Raw genomic sequence first — 21,579 nt, forward strand, 5'->3', positions numbered from 1 at the left:
TCCGTTCTATAAGGGTTTTCCGTCGCCGCGTGCCTTGACGGTGGTGTGGGCGCATTCCTATAGTGTGCGCAAGTGGCGGAAAGTGGCACAAAGTGGGTTTTTTGAACGCAAAACGCTAAAATTTGGAGAAACGCTGACGTGTTTCGCGGAGCCAACGCTATCAGTCTCGATGCCAAAGGCCGGCTAGCCATGCCCAGCCGGTATCGTGACGAGCTCGTTTCGCGAAGTTCCGGACAGCTGATCGTCACCATCGACGCCGTTGATCCTTGTTTGTGCGTCTACCCCCTCGACGAGTGGGAGCTGATAGAAACCAAGCTGCGTGCCTTGCCTTCTCTACGCGAAGAGAACCGCCGGCTGCAGCGTTTGCTGATTGGTAATGCCGTCGATCTCGAACTCGACGGTAGTGGTCGTTTTCTGGTGCCGCCGCGCCTGCGTGAATATGCCAAGTTGGATAAGCGCGCGATGCTGGTGGGCCAACTGAACAAGTTCCAACTGTGGGACGAGGATGCCTGGAACGCTGTTTCTGCAGCTGACCTGGCAGCTATTCAACAACCGGGCGCCATGCCCGATGAACTGCGTGATTTGATCCTGTGACTATTGATAGCGGTTTTAACCACATCACCGTACTGCTTGACGAAGCCGTCGAGGCTCTCGCGGTACGTCCTGATGGCTGCTATCTGGATGGCACATTCGGGCGCGGGGGCCACAGCCGGCTGATTCTCAGCAAGCTCGGGCCAGGTGGGCGGCTCCTCGGATTCGACAAGGACCCCCAAGCGATTGCCACCGGGCAAGCGCTAGCGGCCGAAGACGGCCGCTTTGTCGTTGTACAGCGTAGTTTTGCCGAGCTGGGTTCCGAGGTCGCTGGACGTGGGCTGGATGGCAAGGTCAGTGGCGTGCTGCTGGACCTGGGCGTGTCCTCGCCGCAACTGGATGACCCTGAGCGCGGCTTCAGTTTTCTCAATGACGGTCCATTGGACATGCGCATGGATCCGAGCCGAGGCATCAGCGCTGCCCAGTTCATCGCCACCGCCCCGGTAGAAGAGATCGCCCGGGTATTCAAGGAGTACGGCGAAGAGCGTTTCTCCGGCCGCATGGCCCGAGCCGTGGTCGAGCGCCGCGAAGTCCAGCCTTTTGAACGCACGGCCGACCTGGCCGAAGTGCTCAAGGTGGCCAACCCTGCCTGGGAGAAGGGCAAGAACCCGGCGACCCGGGCGTTCCAGGGCCTGCGCATCCACGTGAACAACGAACTGGGCGACCTCGAGGCCGGCCTGGAAGCTGCGCTGGAGTCCCTGGAAATCGGCGGGCGTCTGGTGGTGATCAGCTTCCACTCGTTGGAGGACCGCATCGTCAAGCTGTTCATGCGTCGCCTGGCCAAGGGTGAAGCCGACAACCTGCCGCGCAACCTGCCAGTGCGCTTCGAAGCTTTCCAGCCAAAAATCAAGATCCACGGCAAAGCGCAGTTCGCTTCCGAAGCCGAGCTCAAAGCCAATCCCCGTGCCCGTAGTGCCGTCATGCGTGTCGCGGAGAAGCTTCGGTGAGCAAGCTTTTCGCCAAGCCACTTCCAGGCGGAAGCTTCTTCATGCTTCTGCTGTTCATCGGCGTTTTGGTTTCCGCGATCGCGGTGTCCTACAGCGCCCACTGGAACCGTCAACTGCTCAATACGCTGTACGGCGAGTTGAGCGTGCGCGACAAGGCCCAGGCCGAATGGGGTCGATTGATCCTGGAGCAAAGTACCTGGACCGCCCATAGCCGGATCGAAGTGCTGGCCACCGAACAACTGAAGATGCACATCCCCGGCGCAGCCGAAGTCCGAATGGTGGCGCCATGAAACTCGACGGTGCTCTTTATCCTTGGCGTTTCCGCGTGGTGCTGGGCTTGCTTGCTGTCATGGTGTCGGCGATCGCCTGGCGCATCATCGACCTGCAGGTGGTCGATCGTGACTTCCTCAAGGGGCAGGGTGACGCTCGTAGCGTGCGGCATATTCCGATTCCTGCGCACCGTGGGCTGATCACCGATCGCAACGGCGAGCCGCTGGCGGTGAGTACCCCGGTGACCACTCTCTGGGCCAATGCCAAGGAAATGCAATTGGCCAAGGACCGTTGGCCAGCCCTGGCCATGGCGCTGGGCCAGGATCCCAAGGTCCTGACCGAACGCCTCGAGGCCCAGGCCAACAAGGAATTCATCTACCTGGTGCGGGGCCTGACCCCGGAGCAGGGCCAGGCGGTGCTCGATCTCAAGGTCCCGGGTGTCTACGGCATCGAGGAGTTCCGGCGCTTCTATCCGGCCGGCGAAGTGACCGCGCACATGGTGGGTTTCACCGATATCGACGACCGTGGACGCGAAGGCGTCGAGTTGGCCTATGACGAATGGCTGGCCGGGGTGCCGGGCAAGCGTCAGGTGATCAAGGACCGGCGCGGCCGGCTGATCAAGGATGTACAAGTCACCAAGAACGCCAAGGCCGGCAAGCCCTTGGCGTTGTCCATCGACCTGCGCCTGCAGTACCTGGCCAATCGCGAGCTGCGCAACGCCATCGTCGAAAACGGCGCCAAGGCCGGCAGCCTGGTGATCATGGACGTCAAGACCGGCGAGATCCTGGCCATGGTCAACCAGCCGACCTACAACCCCAACAACCGCCGCAACCTGCAGCCGGCGATGATGCGCAACCGGGCGATGATCGACGTCTTCGAGCCTGGCTCGACCATGAAGGCCATCTCCATGAGCGCCGCTCTGGAGACCGGGCGCTGGAAGCCCAGCGATACCGTCGAGGTCTATCCGGGCACCCTGCAGTTGGGCAAGTACACCATTCGTGACGTATCCAAGACTGAAGGTCCGATCCTCGACCTGACCGGCATCCTGATCAATTCCAGTAACGTTGGCATGAGCAAGATCGCCTTCGACATCGGCGGCGAAACCATCTTCCGCCTGGCGCAGAAGATCGGCCTCGGCCAGGACACCGGCCTGGGTTTCCCAGGTGAGCGCGTTGGCAACCTCCCCAACTACAGGGAGTGGCGCAAGGCCGAGACCGCGACGCTGTCATATGGCTACGGCATCTCGGTGACCGCGATCCAGTTGGTGCACGCATTCTCCGCCCTGGCCAACAACGGGCGCATCGCCCCGCTGACGCTGATCAAATCCGACAAGGCGCCACAAACTGCCCAGGTGATCCCGGAGAAGGTCGCCAAGACCATGCAGGGCATGCTCCAGCAAGTGATCGAGGCCCCGCGCGGGGTGTTCCGTGCCCAGGTCCCGGCGTATCACGTTGCCGGCAAGAGTGGTACCGCGCGCAAGACTTCGGTGGGCACCAAGGGCTACGCCGAGAACTCCTACCGCTCGCTGTTCGCCGGCTTCGGTCCCATGAGCGATCCGCGCTACGCCATCGTGGTGGTGATCGACGAGCCGAGCAAGGCCGGTTACTTCGGTGGCCTGGTGTCGGCCCCGGTATTCAGCAAAGTGATGTCCGGCACGCTGCGCCTGATGAACATCACCCCGGATAACCTGCCGACCACGCAACAGGCCAATGCCACCGGCACCCCTGTACGAGCCAATGGAGGGCGCGGCTGATGTCCCTTAGCCTGAACAAGATTTTTGCCCACGCCGGTCGTGACTTGCTGATCCGCGAACTGACCCTGGACAGCCGTAATGTACGTGCCGGTGATCTGTTCCTGGCCGTGCCGGGCGCCAGGTTCGACGGTCGTGAACACATCGCCGATGCGCTGCGGCGTGGTGCGGCGGCAGTGGCCTATGAAGTGGAAGGCGCCACAGTGCTGCCGCTGACCGACGTTCCGCTGATCCCGGTCAAGGGTCTGGCTGCGCAACTGTCGGACATCGCCGGGCGCTTCTATGGCGAGCCGAGTCGTCAACTGAACCTGGTGGGCGTGACAGGCACCAATGGCAAGACCAGCGTGACCCAGTTAGTGGCCCAGGCCCTGGATCTGCTTGGCCAGCGTTGTGGCCTGGTGGGCACCTTGGGAACCGGCTTCCATGGCGCGCTGCAAAGTGGCCTGCACACCACGCCGAACCCTATCGCTGTCCAGGCGGCCCTGGCCGACTTGAAGAGTGCCGGCGCCAAGGCCGTGGCCATGGAGGTTTCTTCCCATGGCCTGGATCAGGGCCGTGTAACCGCCCTGGCCTTCGACGTCGCGGTGCTGACCAACCTGTCCCGTGACCATCTGGATTATCACGGAACCATGCAGGCCTACGGCGAGGCCAAGGCCAAACTGTTCAACTGGACCGACCTGCGTTGCCGGGTAATCAACCTCGACGACGATTTTGGCCGCAAGCTGGCAGCCGAGGCCCACGAGTCGCGGCTGATTACCTACAGCCAGGAAGATGCCGGCGCCTATTTGTATTGCCGCGAAGCTCGCTTCGATGACGACGGCGTGCGCGCGACCCTGGTGACGCCGCAAGGTGAACATCACCTGCGCAGCAGCCTGTTGGGGCGCTTCAACCTGAGCAACCTGCTGGCCGCAGTGGGCGCCTTGCTGGGCCTGGAATATGCGCTGGACGAGATTCTCGCGGTCCTGCCCAAGCTGGAAGGCCCGGCCGGGCGCATGCAGCGCCTGGGCGGCGGTCGCCAGCCATTGGTCGTGGTCGACTACGCCCATACCCCGGATGCCCTGGAGAAAGTTTTGCTGGCCCTGCGGCCCCATGCCAAGGGGCGCCTGCTGTGCCTGTTCGGTTGTGGTGGTGATCGCGACCGCGGCAAGCGGCCCCTGATGGCCGAGGTGGTCGAGCGCCTGGCCGATGGCGTGCTGGTCACCGACGACAACCCGCGTACTGAAGACCCCGCGCAGATTTTCGCCGATATCCGCGCCGGCTTCCTGAACGCGGACCAGGTCGAATTCATCGCTGGCCGTGGACCTGCCATCGCCCGCCTGATCGCGTCCGCCTCGGCTGATGACGTGGTGGTACTGGCCGGCAAGGGGCATGAGGATTACCAGGAAATCAACGGTCAACGCCATGCCTTCTCCGATCTCGTCGAGGCGGGCAAGGCCTTGGCGGCGTGGGAGGTGGCCAGTGCTTAAGCCCCTGAAGCTCAGTGAAGTAGCCGCTCCGTTGAACGCCCGCCTGATCGCGGGCGATGCCCGTTTTAGTGGCGTGAGCATCGATAGTCGGGCGATCCAGCCGGGCCAGTTGTTCGTGGCGCTCACCGGTCCGCGCTTCGATGGTCATGATTACCTGAACGAGGTGGCCGGCAAGGGCGCGGTGGCTGCGCTGGTAGAGCGTGAGATTCCCGACAGCACGCTGCCGCAGCTGCTGGTCAAGGACACGCGCCTGGCGCTGGGCCAGCTGGGGGCGCTGAACCGTGGCGCCTTCACCCATCCAGTGGCGGCCGTTACCGGCTCCAGTGGCAAGACCACGGTCAAGGAGATGCTGGCGAGCATCCTGCGTACCCGCGGACCGGTGCTCGCCACCCGCGGCAACCTGAACAACGACCTGGGCGCGCCCCTGACCCTGCTGGAGCTGGCTCCGGAGCACAGCGCCGCGGTGATCGAGCTGGGTGCCTCGCGGATTGGTGAAATCGCCTACACCGTGGCGATGACCCATCCCCAGGTGGCGATCCTCAACAACGCCGGTACCGCCCACGTCGGCGAGTTCGGTGGTCCGGAGAAAATCGTCGAGGCCAAGGGCGAGATCCTGGAAGGGCTGGATGCTTCCGGAATTGCCGTGCTGAACCTGGATGACAAGGCATTTTCGATCTGGAAGGCCCGCGCCGCCGGGCGCCAGGTACTGAGTTTCGCCCTGACCGACAGCGCAGCGGATTTCTACGCCTCCGATATCGGACGCGATGCCCGTGGCTGCCCGTCCTTCACCCTGCATAGCCCCAAGGGCACCGAGCAGGTCCAACTGAACCTGCTGGGCACCCATAACGTCGCCAACGCCCTGGCTGCTGCTGCGGCTGCCCACGCCATGGGCGTGTCGTTGTTCGGCATCGCCACTGGCCTGAACGCGGTGCAGCCGGTCAAGGGACGTACTGTCGCCCAGCTGGCCAGGAATGGCATGCGGGTGATCGATGACACTTACAACGCAAACCCCACCTCAATGTGCGCCGCCGTTGATATACTCGCCGGCTTTTCCGGTCGCACCGTCCTGGTGCTCGGAGACATCGGCGAGTTGGGCGATTGGGCGGAGCAGGGGCACCGCGACGTAGGTGCATATGCCGCTGGCAAGGTTTCGGCCCTCTACGCCGTAGGCCCGATGATGGCCCATGCCGTCACTGCCTTTGGCGCGCACGCGCGCCACTTCGCCAGCCAGGCTGAACTGATTGCCGCCCTGGACGTCGAGCAAGATCCAAACACCACCATTTTGATCAAGGGATCGCGCAGCGCGGCGATGGAAAACATCGTTGCGGCCCTGTGTGGCTCCCATCTTCAAGAAAAAGACGGAGTGAAACATTAATGCTGCTGCTGCTAGCGGAGTACCTGCAACAGTTCTACAAAGGCTTCGCGGTCTTCCAGTACCTGACCCTGCGCGGGATCCTCGGGGTGCTGACCGCCTTGTCTTTGGCACTGTGCCTGGGTCCGTGGATGATCCGTACTCTGCAGAATCGGCAGATTGGCCAGGCCGTACGTAACGATGGCCCGCAATCGCACTTGTCCAAATCCGGTACGCCGACCATGGGCGGCGCCTTGATCCTCTCGGCCATCGGTGTCAGCACCCTGCTCTGGGCCGACCTGCGCAACCACTATGTCTGGGTCGTGCTGCTGGTGACCCTGGCTTTCGGTGCCATCGGCTGGGTCGACGACTACCGCAAGGTGATCGAGAAGAACTCCCGGGGCCTGCCGAGCCGCTGGAAGTACTTCTGGCAGTCAGTGTTCGGCCTGGGCGCGGCGATCTTCCTTTACATGACCGCGCAAAGCCCGGTGGATACCACCCTGCTGATCCCGATGCTCAAGGACGTGAGCATTCCCCTGGGAGCCGGCTTCGTGGTCCTGACCTATTTCGTCATCGTCGGCTCGAGCAACGCAGTCAACCTGACCGACGGCCTCGATGGCCTGGCGATCATGCCGACGGTGATGGTCGGCGGGGCATTGGGGATCTTCTGCTACCTGTCGGGTAACGTGAAGTTCGCCGAATACCTGCTGATTCCCTACGTGCCGGGCGCAGGTGAACTGATCGTGTTCTGCGGCGCGCTGATCGGTGCGGGCCTGGGCTTCCTGTGGTTCAACACTTATCCGGCCCAGGTGTTCATGGGCGACGTCGGCGCCCTGGCGCTGGGTGCGGCCCTGGGCACCATCGCGGTGATCGTGCGCCAGGAAATCGTGCTGTTCATCATGGGCGGCGTGTTCGTGATGGAAACCCTGTCGGTGGTGATCCAGGTCGCTTCGTTCAAGCTGACCGGCAAGCGGGTGTTCCGCATGGCGCCGATCCACCACCACTTTGAACTCAAGGGCTGGCCTGAGCCACGTGTGATCGTCCGTTTCTGGATCATCACCGTGATTCTCGTGCTGATCGGCCTTGCAACCCTGAAGCTGAGGTAGAACGAGTGTCCCTGATCGCTTCCGACCACTTCCGCATCGTTGTCGGCCTCGGCAAGAGCGGCATGTCCCTGGTTCGCTTCCTGGCGAGCCGGGGCGTTGCTTTTGCGGTGGCCGACACGCGGGAAAATCCACCGGAGCTGGCCACGCTGCGCCGTGACTATCCACAGGTGGAAGTGCGTTGTGGCGAGCTGGACGTCGACTTCCTGTGCCGTGCCGACGAGCTCTACGTGAGTCCCGGCCTGGCCCTGGCGACTCCGGCCCTGCAGGCTGCCGCCGCGCGTGGGGTGAAACTGTCCGGCGACATCGAACTGTTCGCGCGTAACGCGAAGGCGCCGATCGTCGCCATCAGCGGCTCCAATGCCAAGAGCACCGTGACCACCCTGGTGGGCGAGATGGCTGCCGCTGCCGGCAAGCGCGTCGCCGTGGGCGGTAACCTCGGGACCCCGGCACTGGACCTGCTTGGTGATGACGTCGAGCTCTACGTCCTCGAGCTGTCCAGCTTCCAGCTGGAAACCACCGACCAGCTCGGTGCCGAAGTGGCCACCGTGCTGAACATCAGCGAAGACCATATGGACCGCTACAGCGGCCTGCCGGCCTACCACCTGGCCAAGCACCGGATTTTCCGCGGTGCCCGGCAAGTGGTGTTCAACCGCCAGGACGCCCTGACCCGGCCGCTGGTGGGTGAGGGGCTGCCGTGCTGGAGCTTTGGCCTGGGTGCGCCGGACTTCAAGGCCTTCGGCCTGCGTGAGGAGAATGGCGAGAAGTACCTGGCTTTCGAATTCCAGAACCTGATGCCGGTGCGCGAGCTGAAGGTCCGTGGTGCCCATAACCAGTCCAACGCCCTGGCGGCCCTGGCCCTGGGACATGCGGTGGGCCTGCCGTTCGATGCCATGCTCGCGGCGCTGCGCAATTTCGCCGGGCTGGAGCATCGCTGCCAGTGGGTACGTGACCTGGATGACGTGGGTTACTACAACGATTCCAAGGCCACTAACGTGGGGGCCGCCCTGGCCGCCATCGAAGGCCTGGGCGCCGACATCAGCGGCAAGATCGTGCTGATCGCCGGTGGCGACGGCAAGGGTGCCGACTTCAAGGACCTGCGTGATCCAGTGGCGGCCAACTGCCGTGCCGTGGTCCTGATGGGCCGGGACTCCGAGCAGATCGGCCAGGCCATTGGCGATGGTGTGCCGCTGATCCGCGCCGCTTCGCTGCCTGACGCGGTGGCCCAGTGCCGAGCCGTTGCCCAAGCGGGCGATGTGGTGCTGTTGTCGCCTGCCTGCGCCAGTTTCGACATGTTCAAGAACTACGAAGACCGTGGTCACCAGTTCGTCCGCATCGTGGAGGAGCTGGCATGAACCTGAGGAACATCATCAAGCCGTATCCATCGCCGATCATCACCGGACGCGGCGTCGACCTCGACTTCCCGATGCTCGCCGGCTGCCTGACGCTGCTCGGCCTCGGGCTGATCATGATCGCCTCGGCGTCTACCGAAGTGGCCGCGGCCCAGTCCGGCAGCGCGCTGTACTACATGATCCGGCACCTGATCTACATCCTGCTGGGCCTGGGCGCGTGCATCGTGACCATGATGATCCCGATCGCCACCTGGCAGCGCCTGGGCTGGATGATGCTGATCGGCGCCTTCGGCCTGCTGGTGATGGTGATCGTCCCGGGCATCGGTCGTGAGGTGAACGGTTCGATGCGCTGGATCGGCTTCAGCTTCTTCAACGTCCAGCCTTCCGAGATCGCCAAGGTGTTCGTGGTGATCTATCTCGCCGGCTACCTGGTGCGGCGGCAGAAGGAAGTACGCGAAAGCTGGATGGGTTTCTTCAAGCCATTCATCGTGTTGTTGCCGATGGCCGGCCTGCTGCTGATGGAGCCCGACTTCGGCGCCACGGTAGTAATGATGGGCGCGGCTGCGGCGATGCTGTTCCTTGGGGGCGTCGGGTTGTTCCGCTTCTCCCTGATGGTGGTGCTGGCGGTGGCGGCGGTGGTGTTGCTGATCCAGATGCAGCCGTACCGGATGGCGCGCCTGACCAACTTCGCCGACCCCTGGGCCGACCAGTTCGGCGCCGGCTACCAGCTGTCCCAGGCGCTGATCGCCTTTGGCCGCGGTGAGTGGCTGGGCGTTGGCCTGGGCAACAGCGTACAGAAGCAGTTCTACCTGCCAGAGGCCCATACCGACTTCGTGTTCTCGGTGCTGGCCGAGGAACTGGGGGCGGTGGGCTCGCTATGCACCGTGGCGCTGTTCGGCTTCGTCTGTATCCGTGGCATGTACATCGGCTTGTGGGCCGAGAAGGCCCGGCAGTTCTTTGCCGCCTACGTCGCCTATGGCCTGTCGTTCCTGTGGATCGGCCAGTTCCTGATCAACATCGGGGTGAACGTCGGCCTCTTGCCGACCAAGGGCCTGACCCTGCCGTTCCTCAGTTATGGCGGCAGTTCCCTGGTGATCTGCTGTGCCTGCCTGGGCTTGTTGCTGCGTATCGAATGGGAGAGCAGGACCCACCTGGGCAGCGAAGAGATGGAGTTCAATGAAAGTGACTTTGCCGAGGAGCCGACCCATGGGCGCTAACGTGCTGATCATGGCCGGCGGCACCGGTGGCCACGTGTTCCCGGCGCTGGCTTGTGCCAGGGAGTTCCAGGCGCGCGGCTACAGCGTGCACTGGCTGGGCACCCCGCGGGGAATCGAGAACGACCTGGTGCCGGCTGCGGGCCTGCCCCTGCACCTGATCAACGTCACCGGGTTGCGTGGCAAGAGCAAGCTGTCGTTGCTCAAGGCGCCTTTCGTGCTGCTCAAGGCAGTGCTCCAGGCGCGGCGGATCATGCGCCAGCTCAAGCCGGTCTGCGTGCTGGGTTTTGGTGGTTATGTGACCGGGCCGGGTGGAGTGGCTGCCAAATTGTCCTCGGTGCCGGTCATCGTTCATGAGCAGAACGCGGTCGCCGGTACCGCCAATCGGCTGCTGGTGCCGTTGGCCGCCCGAGTCTGCGAAGCTTTCCCGGACACCTTCGGGGCCTCCGGTAGCCGCCGCACCACGGGCAATCCGGTACGCACCGAGCTGTTCCTCGAGGCACCGCGCGAGGCCCTGGCCGGACGCAAGGCACGTTTGCTGGTCCTGGGTGGAAGTCTGGGCGCAGAGCCGTTGAACAAGCTGCTGCCGGAAGCCCTGGCACAGGTCGCCCCCGAGCTGCGCCCGGAGGTGTTCCACCAGGCTGGCAAAAATCACGATGAGGTCACTGCAGAGCGTTACCGCGCCGCTGGCGTCGAGGCGCAGGTGCAGCCCTTCATCAAAGACATGGCCCAAGCCTATGGCTGGGCCGACCTGGTGGTTTGTCGCGCAGGTGCGCTGACCGTCAGCGAACTGGCTGCCGCCGGTCTGCCCTCGATGCTGGTGCCTTTGCCCCATGCGATCGACGACCACCAGACTCGCAACGCCGAATATTTGGCTCGTGAAGGCGCCGCCTTCCTGATGCCGCAAAGAACGACTGGTGCTGCGGACCTTGCCGCGCGCCTGACAGAGGTTTTGATGCAACCAGAACGACTCGACAACATGGCCCGTGCCGCACGCCGCCTGGCCAAACCCGAAGCGACCCAGGACGTGGTGAATATCTGCCTGGAGGTGGCCCATGGTTGAAAGCCAGAAAGCCATGCCGCAACCGGAAATGCGCCGCATCCGCCGCATCCACTTCGTCGGTATCGGCGGCGTGGGCATGTGCGGGATCGCCGAGGTGCTGCTGAACCTGGGGTACCAGGTATCCGGTTCCGACCTCAAGGCCTCGGCCGTTACCGAGCGCCTGGAGTCGTTCGGGGCGCAGATCTTCATCGGCCACCGTGCCGAGAACGCCGCCCATGCCGACGTGCTGGTGGTATCCAGCGCCGTGAACACTTCCAACCCGGAGGTCGCCACTGCCCTGGAGCGGCGCGTGCCGGTGGTACCGCGCGCGGAAATGCTCGCCGAGCTGATGCGCTATCGCCACGGCGTGGCCGTGGCCGGTACCCATGGCAAGACCACCACCACCAGCCTGCTGGCCTCGGTGTTCGCCGCTGGCGGCCTGGACCCGACCTTCGTCATCGGTGGCCGGCTCAATGCCGCGGGCACCAATGCGCAACTGGGTACCAGCCGCTACCTCATCGCCGAAGCCGATGAAAGCGACGCCAGCTTCCTGCACCTGCAACCGCTGGTGGCCGTGGTGACCAACATCGACGCCGACCACATGGCGACCTATGACGGTGACTTCAACAAGCTGAAGAAGACCTTCGTCGACTTCCTGCACAACCTGCCTTTCTACGGGCTGGCGGTGATGTGCCTGGACGATCCTGTGGTGCGCGAGATCCTGCCGCAGGTCAAGCGGCCGACCGTGACCTACGGTTTCAGCGAAGAAGCCGACGTACGCGCGATCAATGTTCGCCAGCAAGGCATGCAGACCTTCTTCACCGTGCTGCGTCGCGACCGCGAGCCACTGGATGTGTCGGTGAACATGCCGGGCAACCATAACGTGCTCAACTCGCTGGCGACGATCGCGATCGCCACCGACGAAGGCATCAGCGACGAAGCCATTGTCCAGGGCCTGTCGGGCTTCCAGGGCGTGGGCCGGCGCTTCCAGGTCTACGGCGAACTGCCGGTGGAAGGTGGCAACGTGATGCTGGTGGACGACTACGGGCATCACCCGACCGAGGTCGCCGCGGTGATCAAGGCCGTGCGTGGTGGCTGGCCGGAACGCCGCCTGGTGATGGTCTACCAGCCGCATCGCTACAGCCGCACCCGCGACCTGTACGACGATTTCGTACAGGTGCTGACCGACGCCAACGTATTGCTGCTGATGGAAGTCTATCCGGCCGGTGAAGAGCCGATTCCCGGAGCCGACAGCCGCCAGCTGTGCCACAGCATCCGCCAGCGTGGCCAACTGGACCCGATCTACATCGAACGCGGTGTCGACCTGGCGCCGCTGGTCAAGCCGCTGCTGCGTGCCGGCGACATCCTGTTGTGCCAGGGGGCCGGCGACATCGGCGGTCTGGCGCCCAAGCTGCTCAACAGTCCACTGTTCGCCGGAGCCGTGGCTGCTGGCAAGGGAGCGTCGAAATGACCGCTGCCTACGCCAAGCTGTTCTCCACCGTGCCTCCGGCCGACTTCGGTCGCGTGGCCGTGCTGTATGGCGGCAAGAGTGCCGAGCGTGAAGTGTCGCTGAAGTCCGGCAAGGCCGTGCTCGAAGCCCTGCAGGGCGGCGGTGTGGATGCCTTCGGCATCGACGTCGGCGATGACCTGCTGCAGCGCCTGTTGAGCGAGAAGATCGATCGCGCCTTCATCATCCTCCACGGTCGTGGCGGTGAAGACGGCAGCATGCAGGGCCTGCTGGAATGCCTGGGGATTCCCTACACCGGCAGCGGCATCCTCGCCTCGGCGCTGGCCATGGACAAGCTGCGGACCAAGCAGGTCTGGCACAGCCTGGGCATTCCGACGCCACGCCATGCGGTACTGAGCTCCGAAAGCGACTGTATTTGCGCGGCGGCGGAACTGGGCATGCCTTTGATCGTCAAACCGGCCCATGAAGGTTCCAGTATCGGTATGGCCAAGGTGACCACCAGCTCCGAGTTGATCGAGGCATGGAAGGCGGCCAGTGCCTATGATTCGCAAGTGTTGGTCGAGCAATGGATCCAGGGTCCCGAGTTCACCATCGCGACCCTGCGCGGCCAGGTGTTGCCACCTATCGCCCTGGGCACTCCCCACACGTTCTACGACTACGACGCCAAGTACCTGGCTTCCGATACCCAATACCGGATCCCGTGCGGCCTCGATAGCGACAAAGAGCAGGAACTCATGGAACTCACGGCCAAGGCCTGTGAGGCGCTCGGTATCGCCGGTTGGGCGCGTGCCGATGTGATGCAGGATGCCCAGGGGCAGTTCTGGTTCCTGGAAGTGAACACCGCTCCAGGCATGACCGACCACAGTCTGGTGCCGATGGCCGCTCGTGCGGCCGGTCTGGATTTCCAGCAACTGGTGTTGGCCATCCTGGCAGCCAGTCTTGAGGCGCGAGGTTAAGTCCATGCAAGGCGCATCGCTTCGTCATCAGCAACCCGCACCCGGCCGCAAGCCGGTGCCGCGGGGTGCCAGCCGGATGGTGGCCAAAGAGCCGATGTCGGTGCGCCTGCCGAAAGCCAACTTCGGCTTCCTGAAAAGCCTGTTCTGGCCTGTGCTGCTGGTGGCATTGGGGTTCGGCACCTACGAAGGCGCCCAGCGTCTTTTGCCGTATGCCGACCGCCCGATCACCAAGATCGCGGTGCAGGGGGACTTGAGCTACATCAGCCAGCAGGCGGTGCAGCAGCGAATCGCGCCTTACGTCGCGGCGAGCTTTTTCACCATCGACCTGGCGAGCATGCGCACCGAACTGGAGCAGATGCCCTGGATCGCCCATGCCGAGGTACGCCGGGTGTGGCCGGACCAGGTGGTGATTCGCCTGGAAGAACAACTACCCGTGGCCCGCTGGGGCGACGAGGCGCTGTTGAACAACCAGGGCCAGGCCTTCACCCCGCGTGAACTGGCGAACTATGAGCACTTGCCGCAATTGTTCGGGCCGCAGCGGGCCCAGCAGCAAGTGATGCAGCAGTATCAGGTGTTGAGCCAGATGCTGCGGCCGCTGGGCTTCTCGATTGCCCGTCTGGAACTGCGCGAGCGTGGCAGCTGGTTTCTGACCACCGGTGCCGGCAGTGCCGGGCCGGGAATCGAGTTGCTGCTGGGTCGCGATCATCTGGTGGAAAAGATGCGCCGCTTCATTGCCATTTATGAAAAAACGCTGAAAGAACAGATCACGAACATCGCGCGCATCGATTTGCGCTACGCCAACGGCCTGGCCGTTGGCTGGCGCGATCCGGCGGCACCCACGACGGCGCAGCCCGCCGTCGCGAAGAATTAAGAAGAGGCAGGACCATGGCAAATGTGCAAAGCGGCAAAATGATCGTCGGCCTGGATATCGGCACCTCCAAGGTGGTGGCGCTGGTGGGCGAAGTCGCGGCCGATGGCTCGCTGGAAATCGTCGGTATCGGTACCCATCCGTCCCGCGGCCTGAAGAAGGGCGTGGTGGTGAACATCGAGTCCACCGTGCAGTCGATCCAGCGGGCAGTGGAAGAAGCGCAACTGATGGCGGGCTGCCGCATCCACTCGGCGTTCGTCGGCGTGGCGGGCAATCACATCCGCAGCCTGAACTCCCACGGCATCGTGGCGATCCGCGACCGCGAGGTCAGCTCGGCGGACCTGGAACGAGTCCTGGACGCGGCCCAGGCGGTAGCGATCCCGGCGGACCAGCGGGTCCTGCACACCCTGCCGCAGGACTACGTGATCGATAACCAGGAAGGCGTGCGCGAGCCCCTGGGCATGTCCGGCGTGCGCCTGGAAGCCAAGGTCCACGTGGTGACCTGCGCGGTCAACGCGGCGCAGAACATCGAGAAGTGCGTACGTCGCTGTGGCCTGGAAATCGACGACATCATCCTCGAGCAGTTGGCCTCTGCCTATGCGGTGCTCACCGACGACGAGAAGGAACTGGGCGTGTGCCTGGTGGATATCGGTGGCGGTACCACCGACATGGCGATCTTCACCGAAGGCGCGATTCGCCACACCGCGGTGATCCCGATCGCCGGCGACCAGGTGACCAACGACATCGCCATGGCCCTGCGGACTCCGACCCAGTACGCCGAAGAGATCAAGATCCGCTACGCCTGCGCCCTGGCCAAGCTGGCCGGTGCCGGCGAAACCATCAAGGTGCCGAGCGTCGGCGACCGTCCGCCGCGCGAGCTGTCGCGCCAGGCCCTGGCCGAGGTGGTCGAGCCGCGCTACGACGAGCTGTTCACCCTGATCCAGGCCGAGCTGCGCCGCAGCGGCTACGAAGACCTGATCCCGGCGGGCATCGTGCTCACCGGCGGCACCTCGAAGATGGAAGGCGCGGTGGAGCTGGCCGAGGAAATTTTCCACATGCCGGTCCGCCTGGGCGTGCCCCACAGTGTCAAGGGCCTGACCGACGTCGTGCGCAACCCGATCTATTCCACCGGTGTCGGCCTATTGCAGTACGGATTGCAGAAGCAGTCCGACGGCATCCAGTTCTCCGGCATCGGCAACCGCGACAGCTACAGCAGCGACGAGCCCAAGGCCGCCTTGCTCGATCGCATCAAGAGCTGGGTCCAGGGCAACTTCTGATACGCGGCTACAAGAACAGGTTTCAAGCGGTACGCAGTAAAGCAGCAGGCAACAAAGCAGTAGGCAGTAGGCGAAAAATTAGAGAATGAAAGGAGAGGGAAAATGTTCGAACTCGTAGACAACATCCCGCAAAGTCCGGTAATCAAGGTTATCGGCGTAGGCGGTGGCGGCGGCAACGCGGTCAATCACATGGTCAAGAGCAACATCGAAGGCGTCGAGTTCATCTGCGCCAACACCGATGCTCAGGCGCTGAAGAACATCGGCGCGCGGACCATCCTGCAACTGGGTACCGGTGTGACCAAGGGCCTGGGCGCGGGTGCCAATCCGGAAGTCGGTCGTCAGGCCGCCCTGGAAGACCGCGAACGTATCGCCGAAGTTCTGGCGGGCACCAACATGGTGTTCATCACCACTGGCATGGGCGGCGGTACCGGTACCGGTGCGGCGCCGATCATCGCCGAAGTGGCCAAGGAAATGGGCATCCTCACCGTTGCGGTGGTGACTCGTCCGTTCCCGTTCGAAGGCCGCAAGCGCATGCAGATCGCCGATGAAGGCATCCGCGCACTGAGCGAAAGTGTCGACTCGTTGATCACCATCCCCAACGAGAAGCTGCTGACCATCCTGGGCAAGGACGCCAGCCTGCTGTCCGCCTTCGCCAAGGCCGACGACGTGCTGGCCGGTGCCGTTCGCGGTATCTCCGACATCATCAAGCGTCCGGGCATGATCAACGTCGACTTCGCCGACGTTCGTACCGTGATGAGCGAAATGGGCATGGCGATGATGGGTACCGGCTGCGCCAGCGGTCCTAACCGTGCACGCGAAGCCACCGAGGCGGCGATCCGCAACCCGCTGCTCGAGGACGTCAACCTGGAAGGCGCTCGCGGCATCCTGGTGAATATCACCGCCGGTCCCGACTTGTCCCTGGGCGAGTACTCCGACGTGGGTAGCATCATCGAGGCCTTCGCTTCCGAGCACGCCATGGTCAAGGTCGGTACCGTTATCGATCCGGACATGCGTGACGAGTTGCACGTGACCGTAGTGGCCACCGGCCTGGGCGCGAAGATCGAGAAGCCTGTGAAGGTCATCGACAACACCGTTCAGACCTCCATGTCGTCCGCGCAGTCGCAAGCGCCAGCCCCTGCTCGCCAGGAGCTGCCGTCGGTGAACTACCGCGACCTGGATCGTCCGACCGTCATGCGTAATCAGGCGCAATCGAACGCGGCGACCGCAGCGAAGTTGAATCCGCAAGATGATCTGGACTATCTGGACATCCCGGCATTCCTGCGTCGTCAGGCCGATTGATGGAATGCATCAGGGGTATTAGGGTGATTGGTGTTCAGCAAAGGCGTGGTCTGCTATTATCGCCAGCCTTTGTTGATACCAGTTCGCAATTTGCGCTGAAGCGGCCCAAGCCATGATTAAACAACGCACCCTGAAGAATATTATCCGTGCCACAGGTGTAGGCCTGCATTCCGGGGAGAAGGTATACCTGACCCTCAAGCCTGCGCCCGTCGACACCGGCATTGTGTTTTGTCGTGCCGACCTGGACCCTGTGGTGCAGATTCCTGCTCGCGCGGAAAACGTTGGCGAAACCACCATGTCGACCACTCTGGTCAATGGTGACGTCAAAGTGGACACGGTGGAGCACTTGCTCTCGGCCATGGCTGGCCTGGGCATCGATAACGCCTACGTCGAGCTCTCCGCGTCCGAAGTCCCGATCATGGACGGTAGCGCCGGACCCTTCGTATTCCTGATTCAATCTGCTGGCCTCGAAGAACAGGACGCAGCTAAAAAGTTCATCCGCATCCTTCGTGAAGTGACAGTGGAAGACGGCGACAAGCGCGCCACCTTCGTGCCTTTCGATGGTTTTAAAGTGAGCTTCGAGATCGATTTCGATCACCCGGTTTTCCGTGACCGCACCCAGAGTGCAAGTGTGGACTTCTCCAGTACTTCGTTCGTAAAAGAAGTCAGTCGCGCCCGTACCTTTGGTTTCATGAGTGACATCGAGTACCTGCGCAAGCACAACCTCGCACTCGGCGGCAGCGTGGAAAACGCCATTGTGGTCGATTCGGATGGCGTGCTGAATGAAGACGGTCTTCGTTACGAAGACGAATTCGTCAAGCACAAGATCCTGGATGCAATTGGTGACCTCTACCTGCTGGGCAACAGCCTGATAGGTGAGTTCAAAGGCTTCAAGTCGGGCCACGCCCTGAACAACCAGCTCCTGCGCAAGTTGATTGAGCAGAAGGATGCTTGGGAAGTGGTGACCTTCGAAGATGCCAGCACTGCACCGATCTCTTACATGCGTCCAGTCGCGGCCGTGTAAGTAATACTCTCTTTCCTTTTGTTTTGAAGGCCATCCCCCCGGATGGCCTTTTTTTATGCCCGCGATATTTCAGGCGCTGCGCCTGGAGTGGCCCTGGGACATATTGGAGACCACGCGGTTGCGGCCGCTGGACTTGGCCTGGTACAGGGCCTTGTCGGCGTTGCCTATCCAGTCTTCCTGATGGGTGTCGGCATCGCCTGACCAGGTATTGATGCCGATGCTCACAGTCAAGGGCACGGCGTGCTCGGCCACGGCCGGCAGCGCCTCGATGCTGGAACGGATCTTCTCGGCCATGAGCGACGCCCCGGCGCTATCGGTCCCGGGCAGGACCACCGTGAATTCCTCGCCGCCATAACGTGCCGCCAGGTCCGTCGGGCGGCCCATGCAGGCGGCGATGTTCTGGGCCACCAGGCGCAAGGCGTCATCCCCCAGCGGGTGGCCGAAACGGTCGTTGAAGGACTTGAAGTGATCGACATCGATCATCAGCAGCGACAATGGCTGGAGCGAGCGCTGAGCCCGGGCCCATTCGTTTTTCAGGGCCAGGTCCAGGCAGCGGCGATTGGCCAGGCCAGTGAGGGGATCGATGGTGGCCAGGCGCAACAGCTCCTGTTCGGCGCGGTGGCGCCCCCGCAGTTCGCGACACAGCAGGCAGGTCAGCCATAGCAGGGCAATGCACAGTACTCCCGTGGCACCGCTGACCAGCAGCGCGGTACGGCGCCAGGAGCTGAAGACCTCATCGATGGACAGCGCGACAATCACGATCAGCGGCAGGTCGCCCACTTGGGAAAAGGTATACAGCCGGTGTGTCTGATCCACGCTGGACACCCCGCTGAAGCTGCCATTGCCTTCGTGCAGGATGCGTACGAAGTTGGGACGATTGCTGAAACTCTTGCCGATCAGGTCGTCGGCCAGGGGCGGTTGCTGGGCGAGTAGAAAGCCATCGCGGCTGATCAGGTTGATCGTGCCGTTGCGGCCGATGTCCAGATTCTTGAACAGCTCATTGAAGTAGCTCAGGCGCATGGCCGCTTCGGCTACACCGATGAACTCGCCATTCTCGTTGCTCAGTCGACGACTGAAGCTGATCCGCCAGTCATGCTCGACGGTGCGGGCGCGGAACGGAGGGCTGATCTTCATCCCCAGGTCCGGATTGTCGATATGCGGACGAAAGTACTCGCGATCGGCGAAATTGCCTTTGCGAGGCACGACCGAAGCCGAGTCGGCAAGCACATCGCCGTGCTTGTCCAGCAACAGGATATCGCCCTTGTACGGCGCGGCGGTGGCCCGGTCGAAGAGCGCCAGATGACGAATGGGCGCCGAAACGTTCTTCAGATCATTGCGTTGCGCTGCACTGATCAGCCCCTTGAGGGACAGGTCGTAGAGTTCGACGTTGCGCAATACGTCGGCGTCGATCAGTTGCACGATATTGTTGGCGGCACGGGTGGCGGCCTGTTCGGCAGCACCGTGTTCACGGATCAAAAGGGAGGTGACGATACCGAGAATGGCCACAACGGTCAGTGAACTGATCAGGATCAGCAGACGTTCAGGATTTGACGCGATTTTCCCTGTGCGGGGTGTCGCACTGCTCACGCTCATGATTTTGACTTCTGCTACGTCGACGGATTTAAGTCTAGTGTGGACGTGGGCTAAAGAAATCGGTCACGTCTGCGCGCTATATAAATCCCGACTGAATAAAAGGCCAGCAAAACCTCCTGGCCTTCTATTTATAGCGTCTTAGAACACATTGATCGGGTAGTCGACGATCACGCGGTATTCGTCGGTGTCGTTATCCACGGCGCCGTAGCCATTGCCGCCCCGGTTGGTTGCCCATTGCAGGCGCACCGCCAGGTCCTTGGCCTTGCCACCTTGCACCACATACTTGAGATCCAGGTCACGTTCCCAGTGCTTGGCATTCTTGCCATCGGCGCTGTACCAGTTGGCATAACCACGGCTGTCCGGGTTGACCTTGGTCAGGTCCAGCTCGCCGCGCGAATAGGACAGCGCCGAGGTCAGGCCGGGCAGGCCGATGCCGGCGAAGTCATAGGCGTACTTGAGCTTCCACGAGCGCTCGTTGGGGCCGTTGAAGTCCGAGTACTGCTGGGAGTTGTCCAGGTAGATGCTGTCACCCTGGGTAATGTAGTCGAACGGTGTATTGCCGTTGACCCGCTGGTAGGCGGCGGTGACGCTGTGGCTGCCTACGCCGACGGTGAAGTGCAGGCTGTAGGTGTTGTTGTCGATGTTGCCCAGCAGCGCCTTGCCGGTGTCCTGGGTGTGGTAGTAGTGCAGGCCCGGGTTGAGGCTGACCAGGTCGTTGACCGCGTAGGTGTAGTCCAGGTCGTAGTAGTACTGGTTCCAGATGTCCTTGAGCTCGGAAGCATAGAGGCTGCTGGTCAGCCCCGGCACGCCGCTCCAGGCCACCCCGGCCCAGTTCAGGTGGCGGCTTTCATCATTGCTGGGCAAGGTGCCGTAGGCGGTGCCGATGCGCTTGTGACCGCTCTGGTTGTAGAGCTTGGTGAAGCTGGCCTGGCCGCCTTCGATCAACCAGCCGTCGAAGCTGTGGTTGGTCAGGCTCACGCCACGGAATGTCTGCGGCAGCATGCGGCTCATGCCACCGGCGATCACCGGGTTGTTGAGGAACAGGTCACCGGCTTTCAGTTCGGTGTCGAAGGCGCGCATCTTCAGGGCCGCGCCAGCGGTGGAGAAGGAGCCCGGGGCCTTGCCGCCGTCCTTGCCGCTACGGCTGATCGGCAGGATGCTCGAGCCATCGGTGCCGCCACCGCCATCGAGCTTGAGGCCGAGCATGGCATTGGCATCCACGCCGAAACCGACGGTGCCTTCGGTATAACCGGACTGGAAAACCCCAAGGAAGCCTTGGCCCCACTCGATATTGTCATCGTTGTGCTGCTGGCGGTTACGGTGCATGTAGTAGTTGCGAGCGTTGAGCTTGAGGCTCGAACCGGCGACGAAACCTTCGGTCGCGCTGTCCTCGGCGGCTTGTCCAAGGCTTGGGATAGTTGCAGCGATTGCAATGAATAGCGGGCTGACCTTCAGTGAAGTCCTAAACAACGTATTGCTCCTTTGGTGGGTGAAGATAGTTTTTTATTTTGAATTCGGTGCGTTCTTGTTCTGTAGATGACGAACGTGCCGCGGGTTTCTCCACGACAAAAAAAAGCCGCTGGATTCAGCGGCTTTAAGACAACTTACTCCGGTGTAGAGCGCAGAGAAGTTATCGAGGGAAACGAGTCGGTGGCTTGGATCAACTGTCCTTTCGGGCATCAGCCTTGCTGTGCTCGGCAGTGATCTTCTGGGCTTGCTGACTGTTCTGCTGCTGGGCCGCCTGGGCGATCTGTGCTTGTTCGAACGCGGCGGCGCGTGCGGCATTGCGTGCGACGAAAGCCTGGGATTCTTCGGCCATGGCGGCAGGCGCCACGAACAGGGAAGACAAGACGAACGCGCTGGCAATACCCATGCTGTTGGACATTTCTGAAGACCTTCTTGCAGTGCAAGTTCAATTCGGTACGACAAAAATATAACCACGGTGAGGCTGGAAAAAGAGCCGAACAGGATAAGGACTGTTACCAAAAAAACAACAGTCAAGAGCGCG

19 protein-coding genes are annotated in these 21,579 nt (G+C 62.6%); 16 read left to right on the forward strand and 3 right to left on the reverse strand.

The genetic code is table 11. The features are described from left to right. Positions 1 to 138 precede the first annotated feature (138 nt). From mraZ to lpxC, 16 genes are all read left to right on the forward strand, one after another. Entirely contained in the window at positions 139 to 594 is a 456-nt protein-coding gene (gene mraZ / locus AC3WK8_RS02565; protein ID WP_011063319.1) for a division/cell wall cluster transcriptional repressor MraZ, read from the forward strand. Next, complete coding sequence (rsmH, locus tag AC3WK8_RS02570) at positions 591 to 1,538, forward strand: 16S rRNA (cytosine(1402)-N(4))-methyltransferase RsmH (protein ID WP_022640810.1); 948 nt, start codon at positions 591 to 593, stop codon at positions 1,536 to 1,538. Before mraZ ends, rsmH begins: the two co-directional genes overlap by 4 nt. Continuing rightward, entirely contained in the window at positions 1,535 to 1,828 is a 294-nt protein-coding gene (gene ftsL / locus AC3WK8_RS02575) for a cell division protein FtsL (protein WP_003171871.1), read from the forward strand. Before rsmH ends, ftsL begins: the two co-directional genes overlap by 4 nt. Next, on the forward strand, positions 1,825 to 3,561 hold the full coding sequence (locus tag AC3WK8_RS02580; protein ID WP_022640807.1) for a peptidoglycan D,D-transpeptidase FtsI family protein: 1,737 nt from the start codon (positions 1,825 to 1,827) through the stop codon (positions 3,559 to 3,561). Before ftsL ends, AC3WK8_RS02580 begins: the two co-directional genes overlap by 4 nt. Beyond that, positions 3,561 to 5,024: a UDP-N-acetylmuramoyl-L-alanyl-D-glutamate--2,6-diaminopimelate ligase gene (locus tag AC3WK8_RS02585; RefSeq protein ID WP_103324048.1), complete on the forward strand. Its 1,464-nt coding sequence runs from the start codon at positions 3,561 to 3,563 to the stop codon at positions 5,022 to 5,024. The genes AC3WK8_RS02580 and AC3WK8_RS02585 overlap by 1 nt, the downstream gene beginning before the upstream one ends. Then, complete coding sequence (locus AC3WK8_RS02590; RefSeq protein WP_085594860.1) at positions 5,017 to 6,399, forward strand: UDP-N-acetylmuramoyl-tripeptide--D-alanyl-D-alanine ligase; 1,383 nt, start codon at positions 5,017 to 5,019, stop codon at positions 6,397 to 6,399. Before AC3WK8_RS02585 ends, AC3WK8_RS02590 begins: the two co-directional genes overlap by 8 nt. Beyond that, positions 6,399 to 7,481, forward strand: coding sequence for a phospho-N-acetylmuramoyl-pentapeptide-transferase (gene mraY, locus AC3WK8_RS02595; protein ID WP_022640804.1), 1,083 nt, complete (start codon positions 6,399 to 6,401; stop codon positions 7,479 to 7,481). The genes AC3WK8_RS02590 and mraY overlap by 1 nt, the downstream gene beginning before the upstream one ends. A gap of 5 nt (positions 7,482 to 7,486) precedes the next feature. Continuing rightward, positions 7,487 to 8,833 (forward strand): UDP-N-acetylmuramoyl-L-alanine--D-glutamate ligase, encoded by a 1,347-nt coding sequence (gene murD, locus AC3WK8_RS02600; protein WP_103324047.1) that lies wholly within the window; start codon positions 7,487 to 7,489, stop codon positions 8,831 to 8,833. Further along, positions 8,830 to 10,047, forward strand: a complete 1,218-nt coding sequence (ftsW, locus tag AC3WK8_RS02605; RefSeq protein WP_022640802.1) for a putative lipid II flippase FtsW — start codon at positions 8,830 to 8,832, stop codon at positions 10,045 to 10,047. Before murD ends, ftsW begins: the two co-directional genes overlap by 4 nt. Then, the gene (gene murG / locus AC3WK8_RS02610; protein ID WP_022640801.1) at positions 10,037 to 11,107 is read left to right on the forward strand and encodes an undecaprenyldiphospho-muramoylpentapeptide beta-N-acetylglucosaminyltransferase; all 1,071 of its coding nucleotides are present in this window, start codon (positions 10,037 to 10,039) and stop codon (positions 11,105 to 11,107) included. The genes ftsW and murG overlap by 11 nt, the downstream gene beginning before the upstream one ends. After that, entirely contained in the window at positions 11,100 to 12,557 is a 1,458-nt protein-coding gene (gene murC / locus AC3WK8_RS02615) for a UDP-N-acetylmuramate--L-alanine ligase (protein ID WP_085594864.1), read from the forward strand. Before murG ends, murC begins: the two co-directional genes overlap by 8 nt. After that, a complete protein-coding gene (locus AC3WK8_RS02620; RefSeq protein WP_103324046.1) occupies positions 12,554 to 13,510 on the forward strand; it encodes a D-alanine--D-alanine ligase in 957 nt (318 codons plus the stop codon). Before murC ends, AC3WK8_RS02620 begins: the two co-directional genes overlap by 4 nt. A gap of 4 nt (positions 13,511 to 13,514) precedes the next feature. After that, positions 13,515 to 14,381, forward strand: coding sequence for a cell division protein FtsQ/DivIB (locus AC3WK8_RS02625; RefSeq protein WP_016966667.1), 867 nt, complete (start codon positions 13,515 to 13,517; stop codon positions 14,379 to 14,381). Between the two features lie 14 nt (positions 14,382 to 14,395). Next, positions 14,396 to 15,655: a cell division protein FtsA gene (ftsA, locus tag AC3WK8_RS02630; RefSeq protein WP_053131918.1), complete on the forward strand. Its 1,260-nt coding sequence runs from the start codon at positions 14,396 to 14,398 to the stop codon at positions 15,653 to 15,655. A gap of 102 nt (positions 15,656 to 15,757) precedes the next feature. Next, positions 15,758 to 16,954, forward strand: a complete 1,197-nt coding sequence (ftsZ, locus tag AC3WK8_RS02635; protein ID WP_022640798.1) for a cell division protein FtsZ — start codon at positions 15,758 to 15,760, stop codon at positions 16,952 to 16,954. A 112-nt stretch (positions 16,955 to 17,066) separates the two neighbouring features. Next, entirely contained in the window at positions 17,067 to 17,978 is a 912-nt protein-coding gene (gene lpxC, locus AC3WK8_RS02640) for a UDP-3-O-acyl-N-acetylglucosamine deacetylase (protein WP_011063304.1), read from the forward strand. A gap of 69 nt (positions 17,979 to 18,047) precedes the next feature. On the opposite strand, the gene AC3WK8_RS02645 is transcribed toward lpxC, so the two are convergent. The 3 genes from AC3WK8_RS02645 to AC3WK8_RS02655 all read right to left on the reverse strand — a co-directional run bounded on the left by AC3WK8_RS02645 (position 18,048) and on the right by AC3WK8_RS02655 (position 21,456). After that, on the reverse strand, positions 18,048 to 19,571 hold the full coding sequence (locus AC3WK8_RS02645) for a sensor domain-containing diguanylate cyclase (RefSeq protein WP_103324045.1): 1,524 nt from the start codon (positions 19,569 to 19,571) through the stop codon (positions 18,048 to 18,050). A 138-nt stretch (positions 19,572 to 19,709) separates the two neighbouring features. Further along, positions 19,710 to 21,041 (reverse strand): OprD family porin, encoded by a 1,332-nt coding sequence (locus AC3WK8_RS02650; RefSeq protein WP_085594868.1) that lies wholly within the window; start codon positions 21,039 to 21,041, stop codon positions 19,710 to 19,712. A 190-nt stretch (positions 21,042 to 21,231) separates the two neighbouring features. Then, the gene (locus tag AC3WK8_RS02655; protein ID WP_022640787.1) at positions 21,232 to 21,456 is read right to left on the reverse strand and encodes a hypothetical protein; all 225 of its coding nucleotides are present in this window, start codon (positions 21,454 to 21,456) and stop codon (positions 21,232 to 21,234) included. Positions 21,457 to 21,579 lie beyond the last annotated feature (123 nt).

The sequence above is a fragment of the Pseudomonas sp. FW507-12TSA genome, assembly GCF_058781435.1.

Bases quoted from the DNA above. Each gene is read 5' to 3' on its own strand.
- AC3WK8_RS02580 (WP_022640807.1), top strand. From the start codon at position 1,825: ATGAAACTCGACGGTGCTCTTTATCCTTGGCGTTTCCGCGTGGTGCTG.
- AC3WK8_RS02585 (WP_103324048.1), top strand. From the start codon at position 3,561: ATGTCCCTTAGCCTGAACAAGATTTTTGCCCACGCCGGTCGTGACTTG.
- mraY (WP_022640804.1), top strand. From the start codon at position 6,399: ATGCTGCTGCTGCTAGCGGAGTACCTGCAACAGTTCTACAAAGGCTTC.
- ftsW (WP_022640802.1), top strand. From the start codon at position 8,830: ATGAACCTGAGGAACATCATCAAGCCGTATCCATCGCCGATCATCACC.
- murG (WP_022640801.1), top strand. From the start codon at position 10,037: ATGGGCGCTAACGTGCTGATCATGGCCGGCGGCACCGGTGGCCACGTG.
- murC (WP_085594864.1), top strand. From the start codon at position 11,100: ATGGTTGAAAGCCAGAAAGCCATGCCGCAACCGGAAATGCGCCGCATC.
- AC3WK8_RS02620 (WP_103324046.1), top strand. From the start codon at position 12,554: ATGACCGCTGCCTACGCCAAGCTGTTCTCCACCGTGCCTCCGGCCGAC.
- AC3WK8_RS02625 (WP_016966667.1), top strand. From the start codon at position 13,515: ATGCAAGGCGCATCGCTTCGTCATCAGCAACCCGCACCCGGCCGCAAG.
- ftsA (WP_053131918.1), top strand. From the start codon at position 14,396: ATGGCAAATGTGCAAAGCGGCAAAATGATCGTCGGCCTGGATATCGGC.
- ftsZ (WP_022640798.1), top strand. From the start codon at position 15,758: ATGTTCGAACTCGTAGACAACATCCCGCAAAGTCCGGTAATCAAGGTT.
- lpxC (WP_011063304.1), top strand. From the start codon at position 17,067: ATGATTAAACAACGCACCCTGAAGAATATTATCCGTGCCACAGGTGTA.
- AC3WK8_RS02645 (WP_103324045.1), bottom strand. From the start codon at position 19,571: ATGAGCGTGAGCAGTGCGACACCCCGCACAGGGAAAATCGCGTCAAAT.
- AC3WK8_RS02655 (WP_022640787.1), bottom strand. From the start codon at position 21,456: ATGTCCAACAGCATGGGTATTGCCAGCGCGTTCGTCTTGTCTTCCCTG.